This is a genomic window from Streptosporangium sp. NPDC023963, assembly GCF_040639135.1.
GTDB lineage: Bacteria > Actinomycetota > Actinomycetes > Streptosporangiales > Streptosporangiaceae > Streptosporangium.
The window spans coordinates 237,745-252,071 of record NZ_JBEZZK010000005.1; the positions used below are offsets into that span (position 1 = coordinate 237,745).

A 14,327-nucleotide genomic window follows, 5' to 3' on the forward strand; every position below is an offset into this window, starting at 1 on the left:
TAGGGCTCAGCGGGTGCGGCGGGACCGCAGGAAGTCGCTGACGACGTACTCTCCCAGGCGGTCGGCGCCGGGGGAGAAGACCCGGCCGCCGTTGCGGCGCCCGACCTCGTTCACGAACTCCTTCAGGCGCTCGTCGTCGGCGAGCATGAAGACGTTGAGCGTCGCCCTGCGCCGGGTCATCTTGTCGACCTCGGCGAGGGTCAGCTCCAGCGTCTCCTGGGTGGGCGGCCACTCGAAGGCCGCCGAGCCGTTACGCCGCAGGTGAGCGGTGGGCTCACCGTCGGTGACCACGAGCACGACCGGCTCGAAGTCGGGGTGGCGGTCCAGGTGGCGTCCGGCGATCAGCAGGGCGTGGTGCAGGTTCGTCCCCTGCACCATGTCCCACTCCAGCCCCGCCAGCTCGTCGGGCTGCAGCACCCGGGCGTAGTTGGAGAAGCCGATGATCTGCACCGAGTCCTGGGGGAACTTCGAGGTCACCAGCGCCTGCAGCGCCATCGCCGTCTGCTTGGCGGCCGCCCAGGTGCCGCGCAGCGCCATCGAGTAGGACAGGTCGACCAGCAGGCACACCGCGGCCGCCGTGCGCCGCTCGGTCTCGGCCACCTCGAAGTCGTCGACCGACAGGGTCACCGTGCCGCCGCTCCCGCCGCGCCGGACACCGTTGATCACCGTGCGGACCACGTCGATCGGCTGCTCGTCGCCGAACCGCCAGGGCCGGGTGGAGCCGGTGAGCTCGCCGGCCGAGCCCGCGTCCACCTGGTCGTGGTCGCCGCGGCGCCCGCTCTCCAGGGAGGCGAAGACGCGGCGCAGCGCGGTCTCCCCCAGCCGCCGTACGGCCTTGGGGGTGAGCTCCAGCTTGCCGCGCCGGCGCAGGAGGTAGCCCTGCTGCTCCAGCTCGCGCTCGATCTGCTTGAGCGCCTCCAGGTCGTCGACCGCCGACCGGCCCAGGGCGCGCCGGATCGCCGCCTCGTCGATGTCGTCCATGCGGGCGCCGGGGTAGTCCTGGCGGAGCGCGGCCTCCAGCTGGGTCAGGTCGGCGAGCTCGTCCAGCGCGCCCACCGCGTCGGACATCCCCATCGGCTCGTCGCCGCTCAGCCGCTCCGGGGTGTTCCAGGCCAGGTCGGGGCGGCGGGCGTAGAGGGATTCGCCCAGGCGGCGCATCTGCTCGTCCAGCCCGGCCTGCTGGAGGGTCTGCTCGATCAGCTGGTCGAGCTCCTGGCGCTGGGCCGGGGTCAGGGAGGCCAGCAGGCGCTGGGTGGCCGCGGCCCGCCGGGCCAGGGCGTCGACCAGCTCCTCCAGGTTCCGCGGCGACTCCGGGAACATGTCCCCATATTTCGACATGAACTGCTCGAAGTCGGCCTGGGTGTGCTCGCCCCGGGAATCCCGGTCGAGCATGTCGTTCAGATCGGACATCATCTCCCTGACCCGCTCCATGGCGGCCGGGTCGGGGTTGGCCAGAGACTGCCGCATGCCGCGGAACTGGCTGTCGAGCACCTCCCTGCGCAGCAGGTCGCGCAGCTCCTCGAAGGTCCGCCGGGCGGCGGCCGAGCGCCACTGGTAGGTGCCCAGCTCCCGGATGGCGCTCGCCGTGTCGTCGGGGAGGGTCGCCAGCTCCGCCTCGCGCAGCCGGGCCTCGTCGGAGGGGTCGGGGAACAGCTCGGCCCGCTCCTGGCCGATCGCCTTGTCCAGCAGCGCCCTGGCCCGCTCCAGCGTGCCGTCGAGACGGCCGCGCTCGCGCAGCTCGCGGCGCCGCCGCCGCACCTCGCGGAGAAGATCCTCAAGGCCGCGACGGTCCTGCGCGCCCGGCAGGCCCTCCTTGAGCAGGTCGCGCAGGGCGTGCGCGGGATTGGAACCGGACAGGATCGCGTCGCCCATCCGGTCCAGCACCGAACGGACGTCGTACGGCGGGGCGAGCGGGTCGGGCCCGTCCCGGTACTCGCCATAGCGATAGCTCATGCAGACACCTCAGGTGCGGTAAACCGTCGTGCCGTCCACCTCGTCCTTGGACAGCCGGCGCAGGAGGTAAAGACCCTCCATGGCGAATTCCAGCGCGGCGGCGGCGTGCCCGGGGGACTCGTCGCCGATGCCGAGCTGGGACATGATCCTTGCCAGACCCGGAACCGGGCCGATCCTGCGCAGCAGCTCGGCCGCGGGAACCGTCACCCCCGACTCCACCTGGATGCCCTCGGAGAACTTCTCCAGCAGCGGGTTCAGGTCCGTGCCGCCGAGCGTGCCGCGGAACGTCTCGGCCGTCGCCCTGCGCAGCAGGTGCGAGAGCACCTCGGTCTCCCGGCCCTCCTCGCTGACCTCGAACTCCACCTTGCCGCGCAGCGTGTGCACGATCCCCGGCAGGTCGGCGACCCTGGCCACCGCGTGGTCCTCGCCGGTCAGCGCGGCACGCCGTACGGCGGAGGCGGCGGCGGTCTCGGCGGCGGCGATGGAGAAGCGGGCCGAGACCCCCGAACGGGCGTCCACCGCGGTGGACTCGCGGACCAGCCGGGTGAACCGGGCGATCACCTCGATCAGGTGGTCGGGCAGGTCGGCACCCACCTGGCCGAGCGCGGCCTCCTGGCGGATCAGGACCAGCTCGGTCTCGATCGACAGCGGGTAGTGGGTGCGGATCTCGGCGCCGAAGCGGTCCTTCAGCGGGGTGATGATCCGGCCGCGGTTGGTGTAGTCCTCGGGGTTGGCGCTGGCGATCAGCAGGATGTCCAGGGGCAGGCGCAGGTTGTAGCCCCTGACCTGGATGTCGCGCTCCTCCAGCACGTTGAGCAGCGACACCTGGATGCGCTCGGCCAGGTCGGGCAGCTCGTTGACGGAGAACACCCCGCGGTTGCTCCTGGGGACCAGGCCGTAGTGGACGGTCTCCGGGTCGCCGAGCGTGCGCCCCTCGGCGATCTTGATCGGGTCGATGTCGCCGATCAGGTCGCCGACGGAGGTGTCGGGGGTGGCGAGCTTCTCGCCGTACCGCTCGTCCCGGTGCTTCCAGGAGATCGGCAGCTCCTCGCCCGCCTCGCCGGCCAGGCGGCGGCAGCGGACGCAGGAGGGTTCGTAGGGGTGGTCGTTGATCTCACAACCCTCGACGACGGGGGTCCATTCGTCGAGGAGCCCGGTCACGGTGCGGATCAACCGGGTCTTGCCCTGACCCCGCTCACCGAGCAGGACCAGGTCGTGCCCGGCGAGCAGCGCTCGCTCCAGGTATGGCAGGACGGTGTCGTCGAAGCCCACGATGCCGGGGAACCGCGGCTCTCCTGCCCGCAGGCGGGTCAGGAGATTCTCACGGATCTCGGCCTTTACCGTACGGTGTATATGGCCGCTCGCGCGCAGCTCGCGCAGAGTTCGTGGCTCTGGGATGTGAGGCACGGGATCGAGCCTACGTCCACAACGCCCGATCCGGCACTCTCATCCCTCTTTCGGATCTTGACGATTGCGTGGCGGTCAACGTGAGTGCTTGTCTCGGCAGTGGGGAGAATCGCTCCAAGACAAGGCGTCGCACGGCTCCCCGGCAGGGGGCCGGGACGACCTTGGAAGGGGTCGCCACGTGGGATCTCCGAAGTTCACGGTGTCCCGGCACTGAGGGACTTCACGGCTTCACGACAGGCTCCGCGGCAGGATTCAAGGATCAGGGCTCCAGGGCGGGCTTCCGGTGAGATCCGGACACTCCCCGGTGAGCCACCGGACAAGGGATCAAGAAGGAGAGGCGAGACGAGTGGCGCTGATGACGAGCCGTTTCGCCGACGGCCTCGCGGTGGGGTCCGATCTGGTCTCCGCGGCCGAGACCGCGGTGCGCCAAGCCCTGTCCGGCCTGTCCGGACCGGCCGACCTGCTCTGCTTCTTCATCTGCGGGGACGACCCCGACGACGTCTCCCGCGCCGGGCTGCGCGCGATGAGCCTGGCACCCGGCGCCGCCGTCCTCGGGTGCAGCGCCACCGGGGTCATCGGCGACGGGCAGGGGGTCGAGGTCACCCCCGCGGTGAGCGCCTGGGCCGCCTCCTTGGGCGGGGCCCGGCTGACGACCTTCGCGCTCGACACGCTGAGGACCGACGACCGGTTCGTCGTGGTCGGCCTGCCCGACCGCGCCCCCGACGACCACGCCGCCATCCTGCTCGCCGACCCCTACAGCTTCCCCACCGACGGCTTCGTCGAGCGTTCCGAGGAGGTCATGGGCAACCTCCCCCTGATCGGCGGCCTGGCCAACGCCATCCAGGGCCGCGGCGCGGTCCGGCTGTTCGTCAACGGGGAGATCCACACCGAGGGGGCCGTCGGGGTGCTGCTCAGCGGCGCCCTCAACGTCAGCACCGTCGTCAGCCAGGGCTGCCGCCCGATCGGCCCGACGATGGCCGTCACCTCCGCCGAGGACAACCTCCTGCTCGAACTCGCCGGACAGCCCGCCCTGGCGCGGCTGGAGGAGATCGTCAGCGCCCTGGACGAGGACGACCGCGACCTGGTCGCCTCGGGGCTGCAGATCGGCATCGCCATGGACGAGTACGCCGAGAAGCACGAGCACGGCGACTTCCTGATCCGGGGGGTGCTGGGCATCGACCCCGAGCGGGAGGCCGTGGCCATCGGCGACGTCGTGGAGATCGGCCGTACCGTGCGCTTCCAGGTCCGCGACGCCGCCACCGCCGACGAGGACCTGTACGAGCTGCTGGACGCCCACCGCGAGGAGTTCGGCCGGGTGGACGGCGCCCTGCTGTTCTCCTGCAACGGCCGGGGCTCGGCCATGTTCGGCAGCGCCGACCACGACGCCGTCGCCGTCCGCGACACCCTGGGCCCCATCGGGGTGGCCGGTTTCTTCGCCGCCGGAGAGGTGGGCCCCGTGGGGGGCCACAACCACGTCCACGGCTTCACCGCCTCGGTCCTGGTCTTCTCCTCCCACCAGCCGGCCGGCCGCTCGTAAGGTCCGCGGGAACCCGGGGACGTCACGAGCGGCCGGGCGGCGAAGGCCGTTACGGCGTCACCGGCGTGCCGCCGAAGGTCACGGCGAGGCGGCCGTCGGCGGCGAAGGACCAGTTCAGGGCGCCGGTGTAGGAGGAGCAGCGGGAGCCGTTCGAGCCGGACCAGAACTGGTTGGAGCCGTCGGCGTTGCCGATGATCCTGTCGTTCGACCCGCTGTCGCACGAGGTGTTGTTGCGGAACACCGAGGAGCCGCCGTCGAAATTGAAGTTGCGTTCCTCGTTGCCGACGCTGACATTGCTCGACACCGTCATCGTGCCGGGGTTGCGGTTGTAGGTGAACCCGTGCTTGCCGTTCCCGTACGCGATGTTGCGCTGGATGACGTGGTTGACCGCGATGTCCTCGCCGCCGAGCTTGTAGCCGTTGCGGTCGCCGTTGCCGGCCTGGCCGCCGTTGCTGAGGGTCCCGTTGTCGTAGGCGAGGGAGTCCTCGACGGTCACCGCGCCGATCGGGCCCGTGTCGCTCTTGGTGTAGAGGTCCCAGCCGTCGTCGATGTTGTTGTGGGCCACGGCGTGGCGGAAGACGTTGCCCGGACCTGAGGTGAGCTTGGCGGCGAAGCCGTCGGCGTCCTCGCCGTCGGAGTCGGCGTTGTCGTGCGACTCCACGCTCACGATGAGGTTGCGGGAGGGCCACTGCTCGCGGGGTGCCCCGGCCACCAGCCGGGAGAGCTGCAGCCCCGTGTCGCGGTTGAAGCGCGTCACCGTGCGCTCGATGATGTTGTCGTTGCCGGCCAGGAGGATCCCGTTGTCACCGGCGCGCTCGACGACGATGCCGTGGATGTGCCAGAACGACCCGCCCACGGCGAGCCCGCGGTTGGCCGGGTCCTCGCTCTGGGCCGAGAAGTTCAGGATCGGGGTCTCACCGGGGTAGGCGGAGATCTTCTTGCGGGCGCTCGCGGTGCCGTCGTTGCCCGGCGCGATGGTGACCGTCTGCGAGAAGTCGTAGCGTCCGCCGCGCATGGAGATCGTCCCGCCGGGAGCGACGCGGGTGATCGCGGAGGTGAGCGTCGTCGGGGCCGCCTGCGTCCCGGCCGCGTTGTCCGTGCCGTTCGGCGCCACGTACAGCGTGTCGCCCGGCGGCTGTGTCGTGCCGCCCGCCTCCACGTCGATGTAGTCGAGGTTGGGCAGGCCGGCGCTGCCGGTGGGGGTCAGCCGGATGGTGTTGGGGCCGGCGTTCAGTGGGACGGTCGTGGTCTTGGTGGCCCAGGCCGACCATGCGCCGGTGCCTTCGAACGAGAGGGTCTGGGCGGTGGTGCCGTTGACGATCAGATTGGTCGGGCGGGCGGTGGTGCCGTTGGCGAACCGGACGCCCAAGGTGGCCGTGCCGGCTGTGGTGGCGTTCACGGTGAACTGGGCGTGGGCGCCCGCGGCGTTGGTGCCGTTGCAGAAGCCGCTGCCGGAGTATCCGGCGTGGTTGGAGTCGATGGTGCCGGTGCAGACCGCGGGTGAGGTTTCGGCCTCGTAGCGGGTGGTCGCGGCGTGTGCCGCGTGCACGGGCGGCGCGGCGAGCATGCCGGCCAGCAGGCCGGCACACGCGAGGAAAGGTGTCAGGCGCATCCTTCGTCTCCACAGGTTTGGTAAGCGCTTTCCCACGTCGAGCGAAGCTAAGCACGCACCAGCGCGCTTGGGAAGGCCCGGATGCGAACGAGACCACCCGCGGCGCCTCGGCCTCACCGGCAGGCGGCAAGTCGGCCGAGGTCGCAGTGGCGCAACGGGGGAGTGTGCCGTCGTCACGCCGCCCGGCCGGGCGGCCGGGAGTCGTGAAAGTTTCAGGAGGACATGGTGGGCGTGAACCGGATGGCGTGACCAGGTAAGCCCTCTTTCCTACTTTTTGCAAACGGTTGTTGCAGGAATCGGGGCGCTACCAGGAGAAACATCCGGATCTGTTTGCAGTTTTACCTGAATGTATTGACGTTTCCTTCATGTAACGCGACTGTGTCTGCAATCGGTTGTTCACAGACGTGGTCTCTGAGCGGCTCGCGTGACTGCTGCGTCGAGGTGGTGCGGCCGACAACGGAATGCATCGAGGCAGCGGAGCGGGTGGCTTCCCGGCAGACCTGAGGGATCGAAGAGCCGGAAGGCGCCGTGCCGCGCGGACGGGTGCGGATCGCACCACGACTCCAGCCGGGGACGACCCCGGAGCTCGCAACCTCTGCTTTGCCATGCCCTGAATCCACACAGATCGCAGAAATGGAGCTGAACGTGCTTAAAGAAGAGCATTTCGGTAGGAGGCTGGCGGTCATCCTGACCGCGGGCCTCATCACCACCGGCGGGCTGGTGGTCACGTTCAACACGCCCGCCTCGGCGGCCCCCTCCAACGGCAACTACACGCTGGCCAACGCCGGCAGCGGCCTGTGCGCCACCGTACCCGGGCAGAGCACCGGCGACGGCGTCCAGCTGGCTCAGAACACCTGCGCCGACGCCGCCGGGCAGGTCTTCACGCTCACCTCCTCAGGAGGCGGCTACCAGATCAAGGCGGCGCACAGCGGCAAGTGCCTCGGGGTGCGGGATGCCTCCACCAGCGCCGGCAAGGCGGTCCAGCAGGAGTCCTGCACCTCGGCCGCCTCGCAGACCTGGCAGCTCACCGCCTCGGGGTCCAACTACCGGGTGGTCAACGGCAACGGCGGCAAGTGCCTCAACGTCAAGGACAACTCCACGTCCTCCGGCGCCCTGCTGCAGCAGAACTCCTGCGACTCGGCGGCCACCAAGCAGTGGACGCTGCGGCCCGCCGGCGGGGGCGGCACGCCCGACCCGGACCCCACCCCCACTCCCACCCCGACCGTGACGCCCACCTCCGGCGGAGGTGACGGCAGCGGTCCGTGGCCCTCGGACACCGGCAGCGTCCACCAGACCACCACCCGCAACGCCGGCACGTTCTTCGACGGCGGCATGAAGCGCTACTACGGCATCGGCGACGGCGGCCAGGGCGAGAGCCAGGACCCGATGTTCGTCGTGGCCAACGGCGGCACCATCCAGAACGTCATCCTCGACGCCCCGGCCGGCGACGGCATCCACTGCGAGGGCTCGTGCACCATCCGCAACGTGTGGTGGAACGACGTCGGCGAGGACGCCGCCACCTTCCGCGGCTCCAGCTCCTCGGCCACCTACCTGGTGGACGGCGGAGGCGCCAGGTCGGCCTCCGACAAGGTCTTCCAGCACAACGGCGCCGGCAGGCTGACCATCCGTAACTTCCAGGTGCACAACGCCGGCAAGCTGTACCGGGCCTGCGGCAACTGCTCCACCTCCTACCAGCGCCACGTCGTGCTGGACGGCGTCACCGCCCGCTCCACCAAGGTGCTGGCCGGCATCAACTCCAACTGGGGCGACACCGCGCGCTTCAGCCGGATCACCGTCTACGGCAGCGCCACCATCTGCGAGCGCTACAAGGGCGTGCCGAAGGGCAGCGAGCCCAGCAAGATCGGTGAGGGCCCCGACGGCACGCACTGCCTGTACTCCGAATCCGACATCACCCGCCGCTAGAACTCCCGGGCAGGCGGGCGCTCCCCACGCCCGCCTGCCCGGCGCTCCCGAAGGACGTCCTCGACCGGAACGGCGAGACCGCGTCGACCGCCGGAACCCGCGACGGTGGCGGCTTCTCGCTTCGTATCCGTCGCCGGAGCCGTCCCAGGTGCCGGAAAGGTTCACCTTCAGCCGCCCCGACTCCGCTTGTCATCCGACGACCCGGCGGTCCTGGAGAGCAACGATGCGCCTGACACCTTTCCTCGCGTGGGCCGGCATGCTCGCCGCGCCGCCCGTGCACGCGGCACACGCCGCGACCACCCGCTACGAGGCCGAAACCTCACCCGCGGTCTGCACCGGCACCATCGACTCCAACCACGCCGGATACTCCGGCAGCGGCTTCTGCAACGGCACCGCGGCGGTGACCCCGACCCGCCTGCCGACCATGTGATCCGCAACTCCATCGCGTTCGACAACGCGGTCGGCGGCTTCATCGACAACGGCAACCCCGGCCGGCTGACCGCCGACCGCAACACCGCGTGGCGCAACGGCGGTACCGGTTTCGACTTCGCCGACTCCGGCTCCACCCTCACCGGGAACCTGTCGGCGGCGAACGCGACGCAGGTCTCGCTCGGCTCGTCCTCCTCAGGCTCGGGCAACTCCTGGAACCTCGGCGGCTCCTGGACGTTCGTCAGTACCGACTCCGGCACGATCACCGGACCTCGCGCGGCGGACGGCTCGATCCCCTCCTCCGCCTTCCTGCGCCCGTCCAACGGCGCCGACGTCGGAGCGCGTATCTGACCCGGGCGGATCCACGTTTCGCAACGCGGCTTCGCTCCTCACCAGAGCTCCTCGGCCACGCCCAGCTCGCGCAGTACCTTCTCCGAGCGCGACCTCGAAGTGTGACCGGGCACTCGTCTCGATCTCGGTCGGCTTGAGGGAGGGGACCCGGATGCTCCCGCTCCGCCGGATGTCCGCGCGCCCCGGTCCGATCCGGTCAGGTCCGCGGGGGCGCACGTCGTACGATGATCCGCATGTCAGACCCTCAGGTGACCTACGACGACGTGGTCGCCGCGCGTGAGCTGCTGGCCGACGTCGCCCTGCGCACCCCGCTGCTCCACTCCCACGTGCTCTCCGAGATCATCGGCGGGCCCGTCCACCTCAAGTGCGAGAACCTGCAGCGCTCGGGTTCGTTCAAGATCCGGGGCGCGTACGTCAGGATCGCCGGGCTGACCGGGGAGGAGCGGCGGCGCGGAGTGGTCGCGGCCAGCGCGGGCAACCACGCGCAGGGGGTCGCGCTCGCGTCGGGCCTGGTCGGCGCCGGGGCGACGGTCTACATGCCGCAGGGGGCGCCGCTGCCCAAGGTGGCCGCGACCCGGTCGTACGGCGCGGAGGTGCTCTTCGCGGGTGACACCGTGGACGTCGCGCTGGATCGGGCGAGGGAGCACGCGGACCGGACCGGGGCCGTGTTCATCCACCCCTTCGACCATCCCGACGTCGTCGCCGGGCAGGGCACGATCGGGCTGGAGATCGTGGACCAGCTGCCCGAGGTCGGCACGATCGTGATGTCGCTGGGCGGGGGCGGGCTGGCGGCCGGGGTGGCGCTCGCGGTCAAGTCGCTGCGGCCGGGCGTGCGGATCGTCGGGGTCCAGGCGGAGAGGGCCGCCGCCTACCCGGCCTCGCTGGCCGTCGGGCACCCGGTCGAGGTCAGGCCCGCCTCGACGATGGCCGACGGCATCGCGGTGGGCCGTCCGGGTGAGCTGCCCTTCGAGCTGATCCACTATCTGGTCGACAGTGTCGTCACCGTCACCGAGAGCCAGATCTCCCAGGCGCTGGTGCTCTGCCTCGAACGCGCCAAGCAGGTCGTCGAGCCCGCGGGCGTGGCCGGGGTCGCCGCGATCCTGGCCCACCCGCACGTCTTCGAGCCCCCCGTGGTGGCCGTGCTCTCCGGCGGCAACATCGACCCGCTGCTGCTGGCCAAGGTCCTCCGGCACGGCCTGGCCGCCGCCGGGCGCTATCTCACCCTGCGGGTCCCGCTCTCCGACCGGCCGGGCGCGCTGGCGGCGCTGCTGTCGCAGCTGGCGGAACTCGGCGCGAACGTGCTCGACATCGTGCACGAGCGGCTGGGCATGCACCTGGGGGAGGTCGAGGTCCAGCTCCAGCTGGAGACCAAGGGGCCGGTGCACTCCGAGGAGGTGCTGGGCTCCCTGCGCGTCGAGGGATACAAGATCATCGTCACGTGAGCCGCCCGGCCGGCCCGCGGGGGCCCCTCGCCGGGTTCACCAGGTGGTCGGCTTCTTCGCGGTGAACAGCCAGGCGTCGAAGAGGGGGCCGAGCTTCTTGCCGGAGATCTTCTCGGCCATCGCGACGAATTCCGGGGTCGTGACGCTCCCGTACCGGTGCGTGGCGCTCCACTCCTTCAGGAGCTTGAAGAACGCCGGGTCGCCGATCCGCTGCCTGAGCGCGTGCAGCGTCATGCCGCCCCGGGTGTAGACGGAGTTGTTGAACAGGTCGTCCGGCCTGGCCTGGCCGGGGGCGTAACTCCAGATCGGGTCGTCGGCCCCGGCGCTGTAGTGCCTGCGGAAGAGCTGCTCGGCGGTGGCCTGGCCCTCGTGCTCCGACCAGAGCCACTCGGCGTAGGTCGCGAAGCCCTCGTTGAGCCACAGGTCCTTCCAGCGGGTGATGCTGAGGCTGTCGCCGAACCACTGGTGGGCCAGCTCGTGGGCGATGATGGCGTCGTCGGGGGCGAATCCGCCGTACATGGGCTTGGTCTGGTTCTCCAGCGCGTATCCGGCGGGGAAGTCGTCGACCACGCCTCCGGTGGAGGAGAAGGGGTAGGGGCCGAAGACCGTGCTCCAGTAGTCGGTGACCCGTCCCGACACGTCGTACAGCTTGCGCAGCGAGCCGCGGAACCTCGGGTCGACGGCCGCGACGTTCTTCAGGCCCCCGGGGGTCGTGCCCTGGAGCATCTCGAACTTGCCCAGCGTCATGGTGGCGAGGTAACTGGCCATCGGATGGCTCTCCCGCCACCGGAACGTCGTCCTGCCCCCGGCGGTCTTCGGCGCGCCGACGAGCTCGCCGTTGGCCAGCGCGGTCAGCCCGGCGGGCACGGTGACCTCGAAGTCGTAACTCGCCTTGTCCGAGGGGTGGTCGTTGCCGGGGAACCAGGTCTTGGCGCCGTTGGGCTGGCAGGTGACGAACGCGCCGTCCTTGGTCGGGATGAAGCCGTACGTGCCCAGGTTGGAGGAGCCCCGGACCGGTTTGGGCTCACCGGCGTACGCGACCTCGACCGTGAACGCCGCGGCGTTCGGGATGGACGCGGCCGGGGTGACGCTCAGCTCGGTCCCGGCCCTGTCGAACCTCGCGGACCTGCCGTCCACGGTGATCCGGCTGACGGTGAAACCGGAGAGGTCGAGGTTGAAGCTCGTCAGGTTCTGGGTGGCCCGCGCCGAGATCCGGGCCACTCCCGACAGGTGCTTGGACGCCGGGTCGTAGCCCAGCTCGAGCCCGTAGTGGCCGACGTCGTAGCCGCCGTTGCCGTCGGTGGGGAAGTCGGGGTCGCCGATTCCCGGGGCGCCGGGGGCGGCCTCGTGAGGGGGGGCGATGTCGGAGGCGGAGGCGACCGGCTTCAGGGGGCTCACGGCGGAGGTGTTCGATCTCGCGGGGCTCACCGGGGGGGCGCTCGCCCCGTTCGAGGCCGAGCAGGCGACCGTGCCGATGGTTCCGAGCGCGCTGAGAAGAGCGGCGGTCGCCGTGGTGGCCAGCCGTTTGGACGCCATACGTTAAAGCCCCTTTCCCGGCCGGACGGCCGAGCCCGTGGAATGGCACACTACGCGACTGACCTGCGCCGATCAGGCGTCTATGACAAGCGTCCTGGCTGCGATGTCGTGTACGGCCTGCTTGCGCGACTGGAAAAGGATGAAAGCCACATCTATCCAGCCCAGGCAGCAGGTGGAGTACATCAGCCATGAGATCAGTTCACGGAGCGCGACCTGCCCGACACCGGCCTTGTGCCCGCTGATGTCCGCCACGCGCAGCCGGAAGATCTTCTTGCCGAGCGTCTGACCGTTCCAGAAGGCGGTCAGCAGCCAGTAGTAGAGGAAGCCGATCGCCGCCACCAGGAGAGTCTCCGCGTAGGGTACCTGCACCGACAGACCACTCTCCGCGCCCGTGACGGTGGTGACGGCCCGGTAGGTGAAGGGCGAGGAGAGGAATCCGACGACGAGAAGGTCGAGGATTCCCGCGAACAGGCGGCGCCAGCGCCCGCCCAGCCTGATGGCGCCCGGCCAGGGAAAACCGCCGGAGGATTCTCCCGCGGGCGGGTAACCGAAGACGGGATCGGGACCTCCCGGCCCGCGGCCGGGAAAGGAGCCGGGGCCGGGGACATGGGAGGAACCCGGCCGGTGACCGGGGGAGCCGGGAGAGGGGCCGGGGTCGGGTTCGTGGCCGGCGCCGGGGCCCGGGCCCTCGTGACCCGGGCCGGGGGGTGCGGGATCGGACCACGGGTCCGATCCCCGGTCGTCCGGCGGTGGCGGTGCTGATCCCATCCACGGGTGATCACCACAAGAGCGCCACGGCAAAGCCAAGGGCGGTTACGGGTTGCGCCCGGGCCGTGGCCCCCGGCGGCCCCGGGGGGCGGGTCGCCGGGGGTCACGGCCCGGGACGTGGGTCGCCGGCGGTCCCGAGGTGTGGGTCGCCGGCGGCCCGGTCAGCCCGGGCGGACCTCGGTCACAGGTTGCCCCGCAGGTCCTGCTCGCGCTCGATCGCCTCGAAGAGCGCCTTGAAGTTGCCCTTGCCGAAGCCGAGCGAGCCGTGCCGCTCGATCAGCTCGAAGAACACCGTCGGGCGGTCCTGCACCGGCTTGGTGAAGATCTGCAGCAGGTAGCCGTCCTCGTCCCTGTCGACCAGGATCCCGCGCTTCTTCAGCTCCTCGATCGGCGCGCGGACCTCGCCGATGCGGACGCGCAGCTCGGGGTCGTCGTAGTAGGAGGCGGGGGTGTTCAGGAAGCTCACACCGGCCTCGCGCATGTGGTCGACGGTGGTGAGGATGTCGTTGGTGGCCAGCGCGATGTGCTGCACGCCGGGGCCGCCGTAGAACTCCAGATACTCGTCGATCTGCGACTTCTTCTTGGAGATCGCCGGCTCGTTGAGCGGGAACTTCACCTTGCGGGTGCCGTCCGCGACCACCTTGGACATCAGCGCCGAGTACTCGGTGGCGATGTCGTCGCCGATGAACTCCGCCATGTTGGTGAAGCCCATGACCCGCTTGTAGAACTCCACCCACTCGTCCATCTTGCCGAGTTCCACGTTGCCGACGCAGTGGTCGACGGCCTGGAACAGGCGGCCGTTGCGCACGTCGGGGGCCGCCACCAGAGGCTCCGCCGCGACGTAGCCGGGCAGGTACGGGCCGCTGTAGTTGGACCTGTCGACCAGGGTGTGCCGGGTCTCGCCGTAGGTCGCGATCGCCGCCGACACCACCTTGCCGTGGTCGTCCTCCGTCACATACGGCTCCACGAGACCCCGCGCGCCCTGGGCGAGCGCGTGGGCGTAGGCCGCCTCCACGTCGGGGACCTCGATGGCGAGGTCGATCACGCCGTCACCGTGCTCGGCGACGTGGCGGGCCACCCCGGTGCCGGGACGCACCGCCCCCCGGAACTCGAACCTGGCCGAGCCCGAGGTGAGGACGTACGCCACCTCGTCGCGGCTGCCGTTCTCCGGCCCCCGGTAGGCCACGAGCCGCATGCCGAAAGCACTGGAGTAGTAGTGGGCGGCCTGCTTGGCGTTGCCCACAGCGAAGACCACGCAGTCCATACCGTTCACAGGAAAGATGTCGCTCATGCGAATACTGTCTGTTTTTGTGGGCTGTTTGTGCAACACTGTCTTCAACCACTGCGCAAACTGCACACCTACTCGCCG

Annotated in this window: 11 protein-coding genes; 5 read left to right on the forward strand and 6 right to left on the reverse strand. The window is 70.4% G+C overall.

Annotated elements, in window-relative coordinates; all coding sequences use genetic code 11:
* Positions 1–6 precede the first annotated feature (6 nt).
* Positions 7–1,953, reverse strand: a complete 1,947-nt coding sequence (locus AB0F88_RS18750) for a hypothetical protein (RefSeq protein WP_362684972.1) — start codon at positions 1,951–1,953, stop codon at positions 7–9.
* A 9-nt stretch (positions 1,954–1,962) separates the two neighbouring features.
* On the reverse strand, positions 1,963–3,360 hold the full coding sequence (locus AB0F88_RS18755; protein ID WP_362684975.1) for a sigma 54-interacting transcriptional regulator: 1,398 nt from the start codon (positions 3,358–3,360) through the stop codon (positions 1,963–1,965).
* A gap of 355 nt (positions 3,361–3,715) precedes the next feature.
* Between AB0F88_RS18755 and AB0F88_RS18760 the strand changes: the two genes are divergently transcribed.
* Complete coding sequence (locus AB0F88_RS18760) at positions 3,716–4,897, forward strand: FIST N-terminal domain-containing protein (protein WP_362685596.1); 1,182 nt, start codon at positions 3,716–3,718, stop codon at positions 4,895–4,897.
* Positions 4,898–4,946: 49 nt separating this feature from the next.
* On the opposite strand, the gene AB0F88_RS18765 is transcribed toward AB0F88_RS18760, so the two are convergent.
* Complete coding sequence (locus AB0F88_RS18765) at positions 4,947–6,509, reverse strand: CBM35 domain-containing protein (RefSeq protein ID WP_362684978.1); 1,563 nt, start codon at positions 6,507–6,509, stop codon at positions 4,947–4,949.
* Positions 6,510–7,154: 645 nt separating this feature from the next.
* Here AB0F88_RS18765 and AB0F88_RS18770 point away from each other — a divergent pair.
* From AB0F88_RS18770 to ilvA, 4 genes are all read left to right on the forward strand, one after another.
* Positions 7,155–8,432 (forward strand): pectate lyase, encoded by a 1,278-nt coding sequence (locus AB0F88_RS18770; RefSeq protein WP_362684981.1) that lies wholly within the window; start codon positions 7,155–7,157, stop codon positions 8,430–8,432.
* A 223-nt stretch (positions 8,433–8,655) separates the two neighbouring features.
* The gene (locus AB0F88_RS18775; protein WP_362684984.1) at positions 8,656–8,862 is read left to right on the forward strand and encodes a hypothetical protein; all 207 of its coding nucleotides are present in this window, start codon (positions 8,656–8,658) and stop codon (positions 8,860–8,862) included.
* Positions 8,859–9,212, forward strand: a complete 354-nt coding sequence (locus AB0F88_RS18780; RefSeq protein WP_362684987.1) for a hypothetical protein — start codon at positions 8,859–8,861, stop codon at positions 9,210–9,212. The genes AB0F88_RS18775 and AB0F88_RS18780 overlap by 4 nt, the downstream gene beginning before the upstream one ends.
* Positions 9,213–9,445: 233 nt before the next feature.
* Complete coding sequence (gene ilvA / locus AB0F88_RS18785) at positions 9,446–10,654, forward strand: threonine ammonia-lyase (protein WP_362684990.1); 1,209 nt, start codon at positions 9,446–9,448, stop codon at positions 10,652–10,654.
* Positions 10,655–10,690: 36 nt separating this feature from the next.
* Here the strand turns inward: ilvA and AB0F88_RS18790 are convergent, their stop codons facing one another.
* From AB0F88_RS18790 to hppD, 3 genes are all read right to left on the reverse strand, one after another.
* Positions 10,691–12,190, reverse strand: a complete 1,500-nt coding sequence (locus AB0F88_RS18790; protein ID WP_362684993.1) for a M1 family metallopeptidase — start codon at positions 12,188–12,190, stop codon at positions 10,691–10,693.
* A gap of 72 nt (positions 12,191–12,262) precedes the next feature.
* Positions 12,263–12,958, reverse strand: a complete 696-nt coding sequence (locus tag AB0F88_RS18795; protein WP_362684996.1) for an RDD family protein — start codon at positions 12,956–12,958, stop codon at positions 12,263–12,265.
* 181 nt (positions 12,959–13,139) lie between these two features.
* Positions 13,140–14,249 (reverse strand): 4-hydroxyphenylpyruvate dioxygenase, encoded by a 1,110-nt coding sequence (gene hppD / locus AB0F88_RS18800; protein ID WP_362684998.1) that lies wholly within the window; start codon positions 14,247–14,249, stop codon positions 13,140–13,142.
* Between the last annotated feature and the right edge of the window lie 78 nt (positions 14,250–14,327).